We start from the raw sequence: 16,217 nt of genomic DNA, 5'->3' as shown, positions 1-16,217 counted from the left end.
CGCCCGGCGCCCGTGGCCGCTACTCCCCCAGGGGCCGCTGCTCGCCGACGAGGTTGAGGCGCAACAGCAGCGCGAGCCGCTCGCCGGTATAGCCCGCGCGCAGCAGCGCGCGGAGTTTCGCGATCGCCGCCTCGGCGGTGAGATCGGAGCCACCGATCACCCCGGCCTCCGCGAGCGCCGCCCCCACGGCGTAGCGCTGCAGCTCGACCGCGCCGTGCGCGCAGCGGGTGATCGCGAGCACGGGCGTGCCACGATCCCTGGCGCCGAGCAGCACCTCCCTCGCGTCACGGCCCGAGAGCGGGGCGGTGCCCGCCCCGTAGCACTCGAGCACGAGTCCGTCGGGGAAGGCCAGCAGGGCCGCCTCGACGAGCGCGGGAGGCAGGCCCGGCACGGCGGTGAGCATGCCCACCCGCGGCGGGATCGCTCCCGCTGCTCCGGCGAGCGCTGCGGCGAGGCCCGGCACGGAGGTCGTGGGCTCGGCGAGCGGGCGCGTGGCGGCGAAGGCCTCATCCGCCTCACTCGAGCGCTTCACCGCCCGCACGGCGGGCAGATCCGCGCTCCCGAACACCAGCCGCACGCCGGGACCGCCGCCGGCGAGCGCGGCGGCGAAGGCGCGCGCGAAGTTCCGCTCGGCGTCGCCGCCGGGCGTGCCCAGAGGGTGCATCGCGCCCGTGTAGACGACGGGGGTGCGCAGATCCGCGAGGGCGAACGCCGCCTGCGCGGCGGCGTGGGCGAGCGTGTCGGTGCCGTGCACCACGAGCACCCCGGCGAACGGCGAGCCGGCACGGTCGGCTGAGCCGAGCCGCTCGCGGATCAGGTCGGCGATGGAGAGGGCGGTCCCGTGCCCGGCCTCGGCGCTGTCGATGATCTCCGGCGGCTGCGCCAGCTCCCAGTCGACGTCCCGGCTGCGCTGCGCGGAGCACTCGCGCACGAGCTCGCCCAATACGCCGCCGAGATCCCGCTGCGCGACGAGCCCGCGGCCAGAGTCGCGCATGCCGAAGGTTCCGCCGCAGTAGACGAGGAGCAGCCTCTCGGCTCCGTCGGCCCCGGTCATCGGGGCCTGTGCTCCGAGCCCGGCTCGCCCTCGCCCGAGCCGGCGGTGCCGGGTCCGGCCCCGGTGGAGGATCCCGGTCCCGATCCCGATACGGATCCCGATGCGGACGCGGATCCGGCGTGCGGCACGGCCCCCGCGCCCGCCCAGACGGGCTCGGCCGCGTCCTCCGGGATGGTGAACACCGAGGTGAAGGCCTCGGGGTTGATGCGTCCGCGCACCGCGAACCAGCCGACCACCATGAGCACGACGACGCCCAGGAAGACGAGCAGGGTGATCCGGCCGATCGCGGCGTCGAGGGCCATGAGGATCACGATTCCCGCGAGGAAGACGAGCGTGACCGCATTCGTGAGCGGCGCGAAGGGCAGCCGGTAGCCGGGTCGCTGCTCGCCGGTGCGCCGGGTGCGGCGCACGTACAGCCAGTGGCAGAGCATGATGGCGGCCCAGGTGCCGACGATGCCGATGCCCGCGAGGTTGAGCACGATGTCGAAGGCGCGCGCGGGGACGATGAAGTTGAGGCCGACCCCGGCGACGCCGATGGCGGCGGTGATCATGATGCCGCCGTAGGGGGCGCCCGCGCGGTTGAGGCGCTTGGCGAAGGCGGGAGCGGTGCCGGCGACGGCCAGGGAGCGCAGCGTGCGACCGGTCGCGTAGAGGCCCGCATTGAGGCTCGACATCGCGGCGGTGAGGACGACGAGGTTCATGATGTCTCCGGCGTAGGGCACGCCGATCGAGTTCATCACGGTGACGAAGGGGCTCTCGCTGCCGGAGTAGGCGTTCCACGGCAGCAGCAGCGTGAAGAGGATCACCGATCCCGCGTAGAAGAGGATGATGCGCCACATGATCGAGTTCACGGCGCGAGGGATCGCGGCCCGCGGATTCTCGGACTCTCCCGCGGCCACGCCGACCATCTCGGTGCCGCCGAAGGCGAAGACCACGCCGAGGGCGATCACGAACATGGCGCCGACGCCGTTGGGGAAGAATCCGCCGTTCTCCGCGATGAGGTGGAAGCCGGGGGTCTGACCGCCGACCGGCGTCTGGGTGACGAGGAGGAAGATGCCGATCAGCCCGAAGATCACGATCGCGCCGACCTTGATGATCGCGAACCAGTACTCCATCTCGCCGAAGAGCTTCACCGAGGCGACGTTCATGGCGAACACGATCGCGAGCGCGATGAGGGCGAGCACCCACTGCGGGATCGGCACGAAGACGGCCCAGAAGTGCATGTAGAGCGCGACGGCGGTGATGTCGGCGATCACGGTCGTCGACCAGTTGAGGAAGTAGAGCCAGCCCACGGTGTAGGCGCCCTTCTCCCCCATGAACTCCCGCGCATAGGAGACGAAGGCGCCCGATGAGGGGCGGTACATCACGAGCTCGCCGAGCGCCCGCACCACGAGGAAGGCGAAGAGCCCGCAGATGATGTAGACGAAGGCGAGGGACGGGCCGGCGATCTCCATGCGCCCGCTCGCGCCGAGGAAGAGGCCGGTGCCGATCGAACCGCCGATGGCGATCATGGTGAGGTGCCTGCGCTTGAGGCCGCGGTGGTAGCCGTGGTCGCCCTGGTCCACGGCAGTGGCGGGCGCGGTGCCCTCGGGATCCCGATGCGGGAGAACTCCGTCGTTCATGTGTGAGGTCCTTCTGTCTGGCGTGGGCCGGAGCACGAATGATCTGTCCGGCTGTCCGACAGATTACCCGAATCTTCGAAAATCTCAATACGCTGTTCTCGGAAGATCCCGCCCTCGACGACGCCGGCCTCGCGCGGCGCTCCGACACCGCGCCCCCGAAAGGCCCACGCCATGCACTCCCCCGTCCAGCGCGTCAGCGCCACCGAAGCCGCATTCCAGGCGATCCGCGCGCTCATCGACGACGCCGAGCTCACAGTGGGCGACCGCCTCCCAGGCGAGATCGCCCTCGCCCGCCAGTTCGGCGTGAGCCGCTCCGTCGTGCGCGAGGCGCTGCACGCCTGCGCCACGCTCGGACTCACCGAGACGCGCAGCGGCAGCGGCACCTACGTCGTCTCGAAGACCCCCTCCGGGGTCTCCGAGTTTGGCGGCTTCGACCCCGACGAGCTCATGGAGGCGCGCATCCACGTCGAGGTCCCCACCGCCGGCCACGCCGCAGAGCGACGCACCGAGGCCGAGCTCGACGCCATGCGGCAGCTCGTCGCGCGCATGGTCGACACCGTGTCCCTGCACGAGTGGGTGCGCCTCGACCGCGACTTCCACACGCTCATCGCCGAGGCCAGCCACAACTCCGTGCTCGTGAGCATCACGGCGTCCATGCGGCGGTCGCTCGACCTGCAGTCGGAGTTCCTCAACATCACCCAGGCCCGGCAGCGCGACTCCGACGTGGAGCACGCCGAGATCCTCGCCGCCGTGGAGGCCGGGGACCGCGCGGCCGCCGAGCGCGCCGCGCGGCACCACATCGACGCCGTCGCCGCCGCCATCCGCGCCGGGCGGTAGGCCCCGCCTACAGCGCGTCGACGTCGATCGTGACGAGGCGCTCCGCCCCGATCGCACCGCGCAGCGCGCCGATCAGCGACTCCTCGACGGGAGCGTCGACGGCGAGCACCGACAGGGCGGTCCCCTTCTTCTCGTCGCGGGCGATCTGCAGCCCGGCGATGTTGACGCCCGCCTCCCCGAGGATGCCGCCGTAGGTCGCGACGATGCCCGGCCGGTCGACGTAGCTGAAGACGATCAGGTGCTCCGGGATCGGCAGCTCCAGATCGTAGCCGTTGATCTCCACGATCTTCTCGACCTGCTTGGGGCCCGTCAGGGTTCCCGACACCGACACCTGCGTGCCGTCGGTGAGGGCGCCGCGCAGCGTGATGACATTGCGGTAGCTCTCCGAGACGCCGTCGACGGAGAAGCGCACCTCGACGTTGCGCTGCTCGGCGAGCAGCGGCGCGTTCACGTAGGAGACCGGCTCGCTGACCACCTGGGAGAACACGCCCTTGAGGGCCGCGAGGCGCAGCGCCTCGACATTGCGCTCGGCCAGCTCGCCGTGCACCTCGATGTCGAGCGAGGCGATGGGGCCGTCCGCGAGGCCGGCGAAGATCTGGCCGAGCTTCTCGGTGAGCGGGAGACCCGGGCGCACGACCTCGTCGATCACGCCGCCCGCCACGTTCACCGCGTCGGGGACGAGATCGCCGGCGAGCGCCAGGCGCACCGACTTCGCAACCGAGACGCCGGCCTTCTCCTGCGCCTCCTCGGTGGAGGCGCCGAGGTGGGGCGTCACGTTCACGTTCGGCAGGCCGGTGAGCGCGGTGTCCGCCGGGGGCTCCTGCACGAAGACGTCGAGCGCCGCGCCGGCGATCTCGCCGGCGGCGAGCGCGGCGGCGAGCGCCTCTTCGTCGATGAGCCCGCCGCGCGCGACGTTGACCACATAGGCGCTCGGCTTCATCGCGCGCAGCTGCTCCGCGCCGATCATGCCGAGCGTCTCGGGCGTGCGGGGCATGTGGATCGTGAGGAAGTCGGCGCGCTCGACGAGCTCGTCGAGCGTGACGAGCTGCACGCCGAGCTGCTGCGCCCGGGCCGCGGTGACGTAGGGGTCGTAGGCGATGAGCTCGACGCCGAAACCGCGCAGGCGCTCGGCGACGAGGGCGCCGATCCGCCCCAGCCCGATGATGCCGACGGTCTTCTCGTAGAGCTCGACGCCGGTGAAGGAGGACCGCTTCCAGGCGCCGGAGGAGAGGGAGGCGTGCGCGCGGGGCAGGTGGCGCGCGAGGCCGAGGATGTGGGCGACGGTCAGCTCCGCCGCGCTGATGATGTTCGAGGTCGGGGCGTTGACGACCATGACCCCGGCCTGGGTGGCCGCCTTGATGTCGACGTTGTCGAGGCCGACGCCGGCACGGGCCACGATCTTCAGCTTCGGCGCCCAGCTGAGCGCCTCCGCGTCGATCTGCGTAGCGGACCGCACGAGCACCGCGTCCGCGGTCGCGAGCGACGAACGCAGCGCGTCGCGGTCCGTTCCGTCGACGTGCACCACCTCGAAGTCGGGGCCGAGAGCGGCGATGGTGGCGGGCGAGAGTTGTTCGGCGATCAGCACGACCGGCGCAGACATCAAGCGGTTCCTTCGGAGTCGTCGGAGGGGAGGATCCGGCGCGGGGCACCGGGATTCCATCCTAGCGCTCGCCCGGAGGGCCGGAATCCTCGCCCCAGAGAGGACGGGCGGCGACGCGAGGGACGGGTGCGGGCCCCGGACGGGCGGATCCGGACCGTCGCGGCGGGCTCAGGACGCGAAGTAGCTGAACTGCGGCACCAGGTGCATCACCTCGAGCTGCCACGCCGCAACGACCCCGAGCCCGGCGGCGAGCACCAGGATCCGCAGCCCGGCGGTCCTGCGGCGCCCGATGACGAGCGCGATCGCGAACACCGCCACCGGCATGAGCACCCCGAAGCTCAGCCAGAACCAGCCGAGCGGCGACATGCCGAGCCCCAGCTGCGCGGCCAGCTGCGGCAGCAGCACGAAGTTGCCGACCGCGGCGACCACGGTCGAGGCGTAGAGCGCGGTCAGCACCGCGCCGACGGCCCAGGCTGCGATCCGACGGCCCATCAGGCGGCACCCCCCAGGAAGAGCGGCAGCGGGACGAGCACGACGGCGCCGATGGCGATCCAGAGCGCCGTCCAGCGCAGCCCGCGCCCGCGGTTGAGCCACAGCGCGGCAAGGAACCAGAGGATCGGGGCGAGCGGCGCCGCCCAGAAGACGATCTGCTGCAGCACCGCGCCGAGGGAGCCGCTCGTGGCCGCCTGCTCGGCGTTGACGCCGGCGTAGTACTGCGCCCAGCTCAGCCAGATCCAGGCGTAGAGCAGGTAGAGTCCGCCGGTCACGCCCAGCAGCACGAGCGCGCCGTTGCTCAGCTGGGGCCGAGGCCCCGCGTCGGCTCCCGGCTCGTCGGCGCCGGCCGCGGTTCCGTCGGCGGCAGCAGAGCCTGCGGCGTTCTCCGCGGCAGGCTCGGCCTCCGCTCCGGTGATCTTCGGCCCCGGCGCCGTCTCGGGCGCCGCCTCCGGGGGCGCCGCGGACTCGGGCGCGGGGTCTGCCTCCACGGTCCAGCCGCTCGCGAGGGCGCTCTCGCGCGCCTCACGCGGGGTCTTCTTTCGCATGTGCTCCAGCCTAGCGACCCGAAGCTTCACGCCTCCTCCGCTCCTAGGATGGTGGGGTGACGGCACATCGTTTCGAGCTCGGGCGGATCGGCGAGGGGTTGCCGGTCGCCGCGGCGGCGCCGGAGCTCCTGCGCGCCGCGGGCTCGGGCGCGATGGTCGTGTCCGCGCCGCCGGGGACGGGCAAGACCACCTTCGTGCCGCCGCTGGTGGCGAACATGCTCGCCGAGCGGACCGCGGAGCTCGCGGAGGGCGCCGAGGGCGCGGATGGCTCCGTGCAGGCCCGGGTGCTGCTCACCCAGCCGAGGCGCGTGGCGGTCCGCGCCGCGGCCGCCCGCCTGGCCGCGCTCCAGGGCGAGCAGCTGGGCGGGGCGGTCGGCTACACGGTGCGGGGCGAGCGTCGCGCCGGCTCCGGCACGCGGGTGGAGGTGCTCACCCCGGGGGTGCTGCTGCGGCGCCTCCTCGCAGACGCCGAGCTGCCCGGCGTGGGTGCGGTGATCCTCGACGAGGTGCACGAGCGCTCGGTCGAGGGGGACCTCCTGCTCGGCATGCTGGCCGAGCTGCGCGCCCTGCGCGAGGATCTGATCGTGGTCGCCATGTCTGCGACGCTCGACGCCGGCGCGATCGCCGCCCTGCTCGGCTCGGGGCCGGGGCCGGGATCGGGATCGGGACCGGGATGCGCTCCCGCGCCCGTGGTCGAGATCCCCTCGCCGCTGCACCCGCTGCGCACCGACTACGCGCCCTTCGCCGGCGCGCGTCTCGACGCGCGCGGCGTCACCCGCGAGTCCCTCGCGCACCTCGCGGAGCTCGCGGCCGAGGCGCAGCGCGCCGAAGGCTGCGACGCGCTCGTGTTCGTGCCCGGCGCGCGGGAGGTGGACGAGGTGGTGCGGCTGCTGCGGCGGCGTGTCGCTCACGGAGGCGCCGAGACGCACGGCGGCTGCGGGGAGGCCGATGACGGCGCTCCCGAGATCCTGCCACTGCACGGCCGCCTGCCGGCCCGCGAGCAGGATCGTGCCGTCCGCGGACGCGCTCCCGGCGATCCGCCCCGGATCGTGGTGAGCACCCCGCTCGCGGAGAGCTCGCTCACGGTGCCCGGGGTGCGGCTCGTGATCGACTCGGGTCTCGCGCGTGAGGTGCGGCGCGACCGGGCCCGCGATATGAGCGGCCTCGTGACGGTCAGCGCCTCGCGGGCGAGCGCCGAGCAGCGCGCGGGCCGGGCGGCGCGTCAGGGGCCTGGTCGCGTGATCCGAGCGTATGCGCAGGCCGACTTCGCCCGGATGCCCGCCGAGGCCGCACCCGAGATCCTGGCCGCCGAGCTCACCGACGCGGCGCTGCTGCTCGCGGTGTGGGGCACGCCGCGCGGCGAGGGTCTCGCCCTGCTCACCCCTCCCCCGGCGGCGGCCATGGACGATGCCGAGCGCCTGCTGCGGGCGCTCGATCTCGTCGATGCGGCGGGGCGCCCCACCGCCCTGGGCGCCCGCGTGGCGGCGCTGCCGGTCGGGGTGCGTGAGGCGCGTGCGCTGCTGGCCGGGACCGCCGGGCTGGGCGACCCCCGCCTCGCGGCCGAGGTGGTGGCGGCGATCTCGGACGACCACCGGGATCCGGGTGCCGAGCTGCCGCGGCTGCTGCGCGAGCTGCGCGCGGGCCGCTCCCCCGGCTCGCAGCGCTGGCGACGGGAGGCGGACCGCCTGGAGCGCATCGCCGGCACGCAGCCACCCCAGGGCGCCTCCGCCACCCTCCGCGCCCGCACGGCCCACCGCTCCGAGGCCGCGGGCATCGTCGTCGCGCTCGCGCGCCCGGAGTGGATCGCGCGGCGCACCGCCGAGGGCTCTCGCAGCTATCTGCTGGCGAGCGGCACCCGGGCCGCGCTCCCCGAGGGCAGCGGCCTGCTCGGCGAGGAGTGGATCGCGGTGCGGGAGGTGCAGCGGGCGGAGGGCCGCGTGGCGGAGGGCACGGGCGCGGTGATCCGCCTCGCCGCTCCGCTGCGGCGGCCGACGCGCTCCGCCTCGGCGCTGGCCTGCTGAGCCGCACGCGCGAGGCGCACGTCGCGGAGGGACGCGTGCGGGTGCGCGAGGAGCAGCGGCTCGGAGCGATCCTGCTCTCCTCCACGCCGGTCGCGCCCACCGCCGAGGACGCCCGTCCGGCCCGCACGGCCCAGCTGCGTGAGGAGGGTCTCGCCGCGCTGCACTGGACGGATGCGGCGTCCGCGCTGCGTGCTCGCCTGGGGCTCGTGCGCCGGATACTCGGCGAGCCGTGGCCCGCGGTGGACGAGAGCTCATTGCTGGCGTCGCTCGACGACTGGCTCGGACCGGATCTCGCACGGCTGGGGCCGGGAGAATCGCTCCGCGGCATCGACATCGCGGGGGCCCTGCGGCGGCTCCTGCCGTGGCCCGAGGCGGCCCGGCTCGACGAGCTCGCCCCGGAGCGGCTGCGGGTGCCCTCGGGATCGATGGTGCGGATCGACTATCCGCGGCTGGGGCCGGCCTCCGGGCGGGGATCGGCCCTCGTGGCGGACGGGGCGGACGGCGCTTCCGGGGCAGACGCCGACGACTCCGCCGGGGACGCCGACCCGGGCGGGGCGGGCGACGGCGATTCGACGACGCCGCCGGTGGTGGCGGTGAAGCTGCAGGAGCTGTTCGGGCTCGCCGAGACGCCGCGGCTCGTGGAGGGCCGCGTGCCGGTCCTCTTCCACCTGCTCTCGCCCGCGCGGAAGCCGCTGGCGATCACGGACGATCTGTCCTCGTTCTGGAACGGCCCGTACCAGCAGGTGCGCCGTGAGATGCGGGGCCGCTACCCCAGGCACCCCTGGCCCGAGGATCCGTGGACCGCGCAGGCGACCGCCCGCACCTCCCGCGCAGCCCGCGGCGGCGGTCGCTGACAGGCCGACCGCCAGGAGGCGCGCGGGAACGCCGAAGGGCCCCGGGATCCTCTCCCGGGGCCCTTCGCCCGATCAGCCCATCAGGACTCCGTGGGCGTCAGCGCGCAGCGCTGCCGTCGACACCCGAGGATCGCTCGCGATCCTCGGCAAATCAGCACTGCCCCTCAGAACTCCGTCGGCATCAGCGCGCAGCGCTGCCGTCGACACCCGAGGATCGCTCGCGATCCTCGGCAAATCAGCACTGCCCCTCAGGACTACGTCGGCGTCAGCGCGCAGCGCTGCCGTCGACGTAGTCCTCATCCTGCTGCTTCCACGCGAAGAGCTTGCGCAGTTCGCGGCCGGTGGTCTCGATGGGGTGCTGCTCGGCCTTGGCGCGCAGCTCCGTGAACTCGGCGCCGCCGTTGTCCTGGTCTTCGATGAAGCGCTGGGCGAATGCTCCCGACTGGATGTCGGCGAGCACGGCCTTCATGTTCTCCTTGACGCTGGCGTCGACGACGCGCGGGCCGGAGACGTAGTCGCCGTACTCGGCGGTGTCGGAGACGGACCAGCGCTGCTTGGCGATGCCGCCCTCCCACATGAGGTCGACGATGAGCTTGAGCTCGTGGAGCACCTCGAAGTAGGCGATCTCGGGCTGGTAGCCGGCCTCGGTGAGCACCTCGAAGCCGTACTGCACGAGCTGCGAGGTGCCGCCGCAGAGCACGGCCTGCTCGCCGAAGAGGTCGGTTTCGGTCTCCTCGGTGAAGGTGGTCTTGATGACGCCGGCGCGGGTGCCGCCGATGGCCTTGGCGTAGGACTTGGCGGTGTCCCAGGCGGTGCCGGAGGCGTCGACCTCGACGGCGATGATGTCGGGGATGCCGCGGCCGGCTTCGAACTCGCGGCGCACGGTGTGGCCGGGGGCCTTGGGGGCGACGAGGATCACGTCGACGCCCTCGGGGGCCTCGATGTAGCCGAAGCGGATGTTGAAGCCGTGGGCGAAGGCGAGGGTCTTGCCAGCGGTGAGCTTGTCCTTGATGGAATCGTTGTAGATGGCTCGCTGGTGCTGGTCGGGGGCGAGGATCATGATGAGATCTGCCCACTCGGCGGCGTCGGCGACGGTCTTGACGGCGAAGCCGGCCTCCTCGGCCTTCTGGATCGACTTCGACCCTTCCTTGAGGGCGATGACGACCTCGACGCCCGAGTCGCGCAGGTTCATCGCGTGGGCGTGCCCCTGGGAGCCGTAGCCGACGACGGCCACCTTCTTGCCCTGGATGATCGACAGGTCGGCGTCGGCGTCGTAGTACATCTCTGCCACTGGGTTCTCCTTATATTGTGCGGTTCTGGGTGATCGGGATCCTGCGGCTGGCGCGCGGGGTGCGTGCGGCCGGGGCGGATCAGTTCTTGAAGACGCGCTCGGTGATGGATTTCGATCCGCGCCCCATGGCGATGAGGCCGGACTGGGCGATCTCCTTGATCCCGTACTGGTCGAGCACCTTGAGGAAGGCGTCGATCTTGCCGCTGTCGCCGGTGACCTCGATGGTGAGGGCGTCGGGCACCACGTCGACGACACGGGCGCGGAACAGGGTGACGGCTTCGAGCACGTGCGAGCGGGTCTGGTTGTCGGCGCGCACCTTGATGAGGACGTGCTCGCGCTGCACCGAGGTGGTCTCGTCGAGCTCGACGATCTTGATCACGTTGACGAGCTTGTTGAGCTGCTTGGTGACCTGTTCGAGGAGGGTTTCGTCCTCGTCGACGACGACGGTGATGCGGGAGAGGCCGCGCATCTCGGTGGGGCCGACGGCGAGCGATTCGATGTTGAAGCCGCGGCGGGCGAAGAGGCCGGCGACGCGCGTGAGCAGACCGGGCTTGTCTTCGACGAGGAGGCTGAGAACGTGGCGGCTCATGGTTACTCTTCCTCCCACTCGGGGGCGTGCTCGAGGGCGTACTGGATGTCGCTGTTGGAGGTGCCCTGGCGCACCATGGGCCAGACCATCGCGTCGGCGCTCACGACGAAGTCGATGACGACCGGCCGGTCGTTCGTCTCGAGCGCGAGCTTGATGGCGTCGTCGACCTGGTCTTCGCGTTCGACGCGGATCGCGAGGCAGCCGTAGGCGTCGCCGAGCTTCACGAAGTCGGGCACCCGCCGGGAGCCGTGGCCGGTGTTGAGCTCGGTGTTGGAGTAGCGGCCGTCGTAGATGAGGGTCTGCCACTGGCGCACCATGCCCAGCGAGGAGTTGTTGATGATGGCGACCTTGATGGGGATGTCGTTCACCACGCAGGTGGCGAGCTCCTGGTTGGTCATCTGGAAGCAGCCGTCGCCGTCGATCGCCCACACGACGCGCTCGGGCTCGGCGACCTTGGCGCCCATAGCTGCGGGCACGGCGTAGCCCATGGTGCCCGCACCGCCGGAGTTGAGCCAGGCGTTGGGCCGCTCGTACTTGATGAACTGCGCGGCCCACATCTGGTGCTGGCCGACGCCCGCGGCGAAGACGCCTTCGGGTCCGGTGAGCTCGCCGATCCGCTGGATGACGTGCTGCGGGGAGAGGTGTCCATCGCTGGTGGGCTGGTACCCGAGGGGGAAGCGTTCCTGCAGGAGGTGGAGGCGCTCCCACCAGGGCGCGAGGTCGGCGCATTCGCGGCTGAGCTTCGCGGTGGAGACGGCGGCGATGAGGTCGGAGATCACGTCGGCGGCGTCGCCCACGATGGGCACGTCGGCGGCGCGGATCTTGCCGATCTCGGCCGGGTCGATGTCGGCGTGGATGACTTTCGCATCGGGGGCGAACAGGGCGGCCTTGCCGGTGACGCGGTCGTCGAAGCGCGCGCCGAGGGTGATGAGCAGATCGGATTCCTGGAGGGCGAGGACGGCGGGGACGGTGCCGTGCATGCCGGGCATGCCGAGGTGCTGCGGGTGGGAGTCGGGGAAGGCGCCCCGGGCCATGAGCGTGGTGACGACGGGCGCGCCGACGAGCTCGGCGAGCTGCAGCAGCTCTTCGGACGCGCCGGCGCGCACGACGCCGCCGCCCACGTAGAACACGGGACGCTGCGCTGAGGCGATGAGCTCGGCGGCGGCCTGGATCTGCTTGCTGTTGGCCTTGGTGATGGGCCGGTAGCCTGCGAGGTCGACCCGCGGATCCCACACGAAGTCGAACTCGCCCTCCTGCGCGTCCTTGGTGATGTCGACGAGCACGGGGCCGGGGCGCCCGGTGGAGGCGAGGTGGTATGCGGCGGCGATGGCGCCGGGCACGTCCTCGGGTCGCTTCACGAGGAAGGAGTGCTTGGTGATCGGCATGGTGATGCCGACGATGTCTGCCTCCTGGAAGGCGTCCGACCCCATCAGGTGCGAGAACACCTGGCCGGTGATGGCGAGGAGGGGCACCGAGTCCATGTAGGCGTCGGCGATGGCGGTGACGAGGTTCGTCGCGCCGGGGCCGGAGGTCGCGATGCAGACGCCGACCTTGCCGCTGGCGGAGGCGTAGCCCTCGGCGGCGTGCCCGCCGCCCTGCTCGTGGCGGACGAGGATGTGGCGGACCCGGTCCGCGTCCATGATGGTGTCGTAGAGGGGCAGCACGGCCCCGCCGGGGAGCCCGAAGACGTCTTCGACACCGAGCGCTTCGAGGCTGCGGAGGACGGCCTGCGCTCCGGTGAGTCGCTCGCCGCGTTTCGCGGCTGCCGCGGGCGTGGGAACTGCACTCGATTCCGAGGTCATTGCACACTTTCTCAGTTGGGGGTGACGGGCGTGTGGTGCGCGGTTCGGGTGGTGCGCGCGGCGCGCGGCGGGTGCCGGCGGCCGTGTTCGGCCGCCGTCGGACCCGTCGGCGGGGTTCAGCCGGTGATGGCGCCTTCCGATGCTGAGCGCACGAGCTTCGCGTACTTCGCCAGAACTCCGCGCGTGTATCGCGGGGGAAGCGGGGCCCAGTGTTCGCGTCGGGCCTCGAGCTCAGCGGGGTCTACCAGCAGATCGAGCGTTTGTGCGGCGATATCGACCCGTATCAGGTCTCCGTCGCGTACCAGGGCGATCGGACCTCCGTCCGTCGCCTCAGGGGCGATGTGGCCGATGCACAGGCCGGTTGTGCCGCCCGAGAATCGTCCGTCCGTCAATAGTAGTACATCTTTTCCGAGCCCCGCGCCCTTGATGGCTCCGGTGATCGCGAGCATCTCGCGCATACCGGGGCCGCCCTTGGGGCCTTCGTAGCGGATCACCACGATGTCGCCCTTGCCGATCTTCCCCTCGGTGAGGGCGTCCATGGCAGCGCGCTCGCGTTCGAAGACCCGCGCGGGCCCCTCGAACACCTCGGCGTCGAAGCCCGCGGTCTTCACGACGGCGCCCTCGGGGGCGAGCGAGCCGTGGAGGATGGTGAGCCCGCCGGTCGCGTGGATGGGGTCGTCGAGCTGGTGGACGACCTCGCCGTCGAGCGGGTCGGGGTTCAGCTCGGCGAGGTTCTCGGCCATCGTCTTGCCGGTGACGGTGAGCGCGTCGCCGTGCAGGAGGCCGGCGTCGAGCAGCGCCTTGAGGATGACGGGGACGCCGCCGTGGCGGTCGATGTCGGCCATCACGTACTTGCCGAAGGGCTTCATGTCGGCGAGGTGGGGCACCTTCGCGCCGATGCGGTTGAAGTCTTCGAGGCTGAGCTCGACCTCGGCCTCGCGGGCGATGGCGAGCAGGTGCAGCACGGCGTTGGTGGAGCCGCCGTAGGCCATGAGCAGGGTGATCGCGTTCTCGAAGGCCTTGCGGGTGAGGATGTCACGCGCGGTGATGCCGAGGCGGAGCATGTTGACGACGGCCTCGCCGGAGCGGTGGGCGAAGTAGTCACGGCGGCGGTCGGCGCTGGGCGGGGCGGCGGAGCCGGGCAGGCTCATGCCGAGCGCCTCGGCGATGGAGGCCATGGTGTTCGCCGTGTACATGCCGCCGCAGGCGCCTTCGCCGGGGGCGATGGCGCACTCGACGCGCTTGAGGTCTTCTTCGCTCATGGTGCCGGCCTTGCAGGCGCCGACGGCTTCGAAGGCGTCGATGATGGTGACTTCCTTCTCTGTGCCGTCGCTGAGCTTGACCCAGCCGGGGGCGATGGATCCGGCGTACAGGAAGACTGAGGCGAGATCGAGTCGCGCTGCGGCCATGAGCATGCCGGGCAGCGACTTGTCGCAGCCGGCGAGCAGGACGGTGCCGTCGAGGCGCTCGGCCATCACCACGGTCTCGACCGAGTCGGCGATGACCTCGCGGGAGACGAGCGAGAAGTGCATGCCCTCGTGGCCCATGGAGATGCCGTCGGAGACGGAGATGGTGCCGAACTGCAGCGGGTAGCCGCCGCCGGCGTGGACGCCCTCCTTGGCGCCCTGAGCGAGCCGGTCGAGGCTCAGATTGCAGGGGGTGATCTCGTTCCACGAGCTCGCGATGCCGATCTGGGGCTTGTCCCAGTCCTCATCCCCCATGCCGACGGCCCGGAGCATGCCCCGCGCGGCGGCCTTCTCGATCCCGTCGGTGACGTCGCGGCTCCGCGGCTTCATATCGATCTCTGACATACGCGCCATTCTAGTCTCCCACCCCATACCGCGTCTGCGCGCGAGGCGTTAGGCTGGCCGCATGTCTATCGGGAAGTACGTGACCAATCCCGGCGTCGTCGGGGCAGCCTTCGGCGCCGTGGGGACCGCGCGTCGCACCCAGAACATGCGGAAGGACTGGCGCCGCTTCCTGGTGTGGGGCGTGTGGCTGGCCGGGCTCGCCCTCGCGGTCGCGAGCGTGGCGATGCAGGACGAGGACGAGGAGTTCTCGGGGAAGGGCCGCAAGCGCCTGAAGAAGTAGCGGTTCGCATGCGGGCCGGGGCGCAGGGTAGGCTGGTCTGCGGTGCGCCGGGAAGTCTGGTCGGCAATGTCCTTGCCGAGCGACAGCGAAAGGCTCCCATGCCCAGCATTCCCGCACAGCGCGGCCGTACGCGCCGCATCCTCACCCTCGTCAATCGGCGCGAAGCCGCGCGGGTCAGCCGCCTGCTGCGCGCCGAGCTGCCGGGCGGCATCCTCGTCATGCTGGCTGCGCTCGCAGGCTTCATCGCCGCGAACAGCGGGCTCGCGGAGGGGTATTTCGCGCTGCGGGACACCCGCGTGGGCCCCGAGGCACTGCACCTCGATCTAACGCTCGGACACTGGGCGGCAGACGGGCTGCTCGCCATCTTCTTCTTCATGGTGGGCCTGGAGCTGAAACGCGAATTCGTCGACGGGGCGCTGCGCCGCTTCTCGACGGCGATCGTGCCGGTCGCGGCGGCGTTCGGCGGGGTCGCGGTGCCCGCGCTCATCTATGTGGCGTTCACCGCGGGCACGCCGGCGGCGCACGGCTGGGCGATTCCCACCGCCACGGACATCGCCTTCGCGGTCGCGGTGCTGGCGCTCATCGCTCCACGCATCCCCCCGGCGCTGCGCATGTTCCTGCTCACGCTCGCGGTGGTGGACGACCTCATCGCGATCACGATCATCGCGCTGTTCTACACGAGCGGGATCGAGCTGTGGGCCCTCGCCGCCGGTCTCGCGGTGATCGCGGTGTACGGGCTGATCGCGCGGCGCTTCGCGCCGGGCCTGGCGCGTTCGGGGTGGGCGCCGTGGCTGGTGCTGCTGCCGATCGGGGTGGTGGCCTGGGCGCTGTTCCACGCCTCGGGCGTGCACGCGACGATCGCGGGGGTGCTGCTGGCGTTCACGGTGCCGGTGTCGGGGCGGGGCGGCACCCAGCTCGCGGAGGTCTTCGAGCGGCGCTTCCGCCCGCTGTCCAGCGGCATCGCGGTTCCGGTGTTCGCATTCTTCGCGGCGGGCGTGGCCGTGGGCGGGGATTCCCGCTTCCCCTTCGATCCGATCGCGCTCGGGATCATGGCGGGCCTGGTGATCGGCAAGCCGCTCGGGATCTCGCTGGTGACGTGGCTGCTGACCCGCTTCACGCGGGCGGAGCTGGACGGCGCGGTGCGGTGGCGGGAGCTGATCGGCGTGGGCGCGCTGGCGGGGGTGGGTTTCACGGTGTCGCTGCTCGTGACGGAGCTGAGCTTCGACGATGCGGCTTCGGCCGACACGGCACGGCTGGCGGTGATGGCCGCCTCGCTGCTGGCGGTCGGGGTGGCGGCTGCGTTCCTGCTGCGCCCGCGGCGGGCGCGCGGATAACGGGGCGCCGCGCCACGCCCGGGCCGCGCCGGCGGATTTTCTGCCCGCCCGCCTCTCGTGCTAGGGTATGTATCTGTTGCCG

The 16,217-nt window shown here is 72.0% G+C and carries 12 protein-coding genes and 1 pseudogene; 4 read left to right on the top strand and 9 right to left on the bottom strand.

The annotated features are described in order from the left end of the window. Positions 1-19 precede the first annotated feature (19 nt). Together B4915_RS07460 and B4915_RS07455 are read right to left on the bottom strand one after the other, a co-directional pair. Positions 20-1,054 (bottom strand): asparaginase domain-containing protein, encoded by a 1,035-nt coding sequence (locus tag B4915_RS07460; RefSeq protein ID WP_105805190.1) that lies wholly within the window; start codon positions 1,052-1,054, stop codon positions 20-22. Beyond that, positions 1,051-2,676 carry an amino acid permease gene (locus B4915_RS07455; protein ID WP_105805189.1) on the bottom strand — a complete coding sequence of 542 codons (1,626 nt, stop codon included), beginning with the start codon at positions 2,674-2,676 and terminating at the stop codon, positions 1,051-1,053. Before B4915_RS07455 ends, B4915_RS07460 begins: the two co-directional genes overlap by 4 nt. Before the next feature lie 171 nt (positions 2,677-2,847). Between B4915_RS07455 and B4915_RS07450 the strand changes: the two genes are divergently transcribed. Then, positions 2,848-3,513, top strand: a complete 666-nt coding sequence (locus tag B4915_RS07450) for a FadR/GntR family transcriptional regulator (protein WP_105805188.1) — start codon at positions 2,848-2,850, stop codon at positions 3,511-3,513. 7 nt (positions 3,514-3,520) lie between these two features. Here the strand turns inward: B4915_RS07450 and serA are convergent, their stop codons facing one another. The 3 genes from serA to B4915_RS07435 form a co-directional block, all read right to left on the bottom strand. Continuing rightward, positions 3,521-5,113 carry a phosphoglycerate dehydrogenase gene (gene serA / locus B4915_RS07445; protein WP_105805187.1) on the bottom strand — a complete coding sequence of 531 codons (1,593 nt, stop codon included), beginning with the start codon at positions 5,111-5,113 and terminating at the stop codon, positions 3,521-3,523. Positions 5,114-5,281: 168 nt separating this feature from the next. Continuing rightward, positions 5,282-5,605: a hypothetical protein gene (locus tag B4915_RS07440; RefSeq protein WP_105805186.1), complete on the bottom strand. Its 324-nt coding sequence runs from the start codon at positions 5,603-5,605 to the stop codon at positions 5,282-5,284. Further along, on the bottom strand, positions 5,605-6,153 hold the full coding sequence (locus tag B4915_RS07435) for a hypothetical protein (RefSeq protein ID WP_105805185.1): 549 nt from the start codon (positions 6,151-6,153) through the stop codon (positions 5,605-5,607). Before B4915_RS07435 ends, B4915_RS07440 begins: the two co-directional genes overlap by 1 nt. Positions 6,154-6,209: 56 nt before the next feature. On the opposite strand from B4915_RS07435, the pseudogene B4915_RS07430 reads away from it, so the two are divergent. Further along, a pseudogene (locus B4915_RS07430) lies at positions 6,210-9,028 on the top strand (ATP-dependent RNA helicase). Positions 9,029-9,293: 265 nt separating this feature from the next. On the opposite strand, the gene ilvC reads toward B4915_RS07430, so the two are convergent. The 4 genes from ilvC to ilvD form a co-directional block, all read right to left on the bottom strand. After that, on the bottom strand, positions 9,294-10,310 hold the full coding sequence (gene ilvC / locus B4915_RS07425) for a ketol-acid reductoisomerase (protein WP_425436362.1): 1,017 nt from the start codon (positions 10,308-10,310) through the stop codon (positions 9,294-9,296). Positions 10,311-10,398: 88 nt separating this feature from the next. Beyond that, positions 10,399-10,908 (bottom strand): acetolactate synthase small subunit, encoded by a 510-nt coding sequence (ilvN, locus tag B4915_RS07420; RefSeq protein WP_105805183.1) that lies wholly within the window; start codon positions 10,906-10,908, stop codon positions 10,399-10,401. Between the two features lie 2 nt (positions 10,909-10,910). Further along, positions 10,911-12,710: an acetolactate synthase large subunit gene (locus tag B4915_RS07415; protein ID WP_105805182.1), complete on the bottom strand. Its 1,800-nt coding sequence runs from the start codon at positions 12,708-12,710 to the stop codon at positions 10,911-10,913. A 116-nt stretch (positions 12,711-12,826) separates the two neighbouring features. Beyond that, entirely contained in the window at positions 12,827-14,521 is a 1,695-nt protein-coding gene (ilvD, locus tag B4915_RS07410) for a dihydroxy-acid dehydratase (protein WP_105805181.1), read from the bottom strand. A gap of 61 nt (positions 14,522-14,582) precedes the next feature. Between ilvD and B4915_RS07405 the strand changes: the two genes are divergently transcribed. Both B4915_RS07405 and nhaA read left to right on the top strand, forming a co-directional pair. Continuing rightward, on the top strand, positions 14,583-14,801 hold the full coding sequence (locus B4915_RS07405; RefSeq protein ID WP_105805180.1) for a hypothetical protein: 219 nt from the start codon (positions 14,583-14,585) through the stop codon (positions 14,799-14,801). Positions 14,802-14,899: 98 nt separating this feature from the next. Further along, complete coding sequence (nhaA, locus tag B4915_RS07400) at positions 14,900-16,135, top strand: Na+/H+ antiporter NhaA (RefSeq protein WP_105805179.1); 1,236 nt, start codon at positions 14,900-14,902, stop codon at positions 16,133-16,135. Positions 16,136-16,217 lie beyond the last annotated feature (82 nt).

The sequence above is a fragment of the Leucobacter massiliensis genome (assembly GCF_002982315.1).
GTDB lineage: Bacteria > Actinomycetota > Actinomycetes > Actinomycetales > Microbacteriaceae > Leucobacter > Leucobacter massiliensis.
Note: the sequence above shows the minus strand (reverse complement) of the source record. Positions and strands in the feature narration are given on the sequence as shown.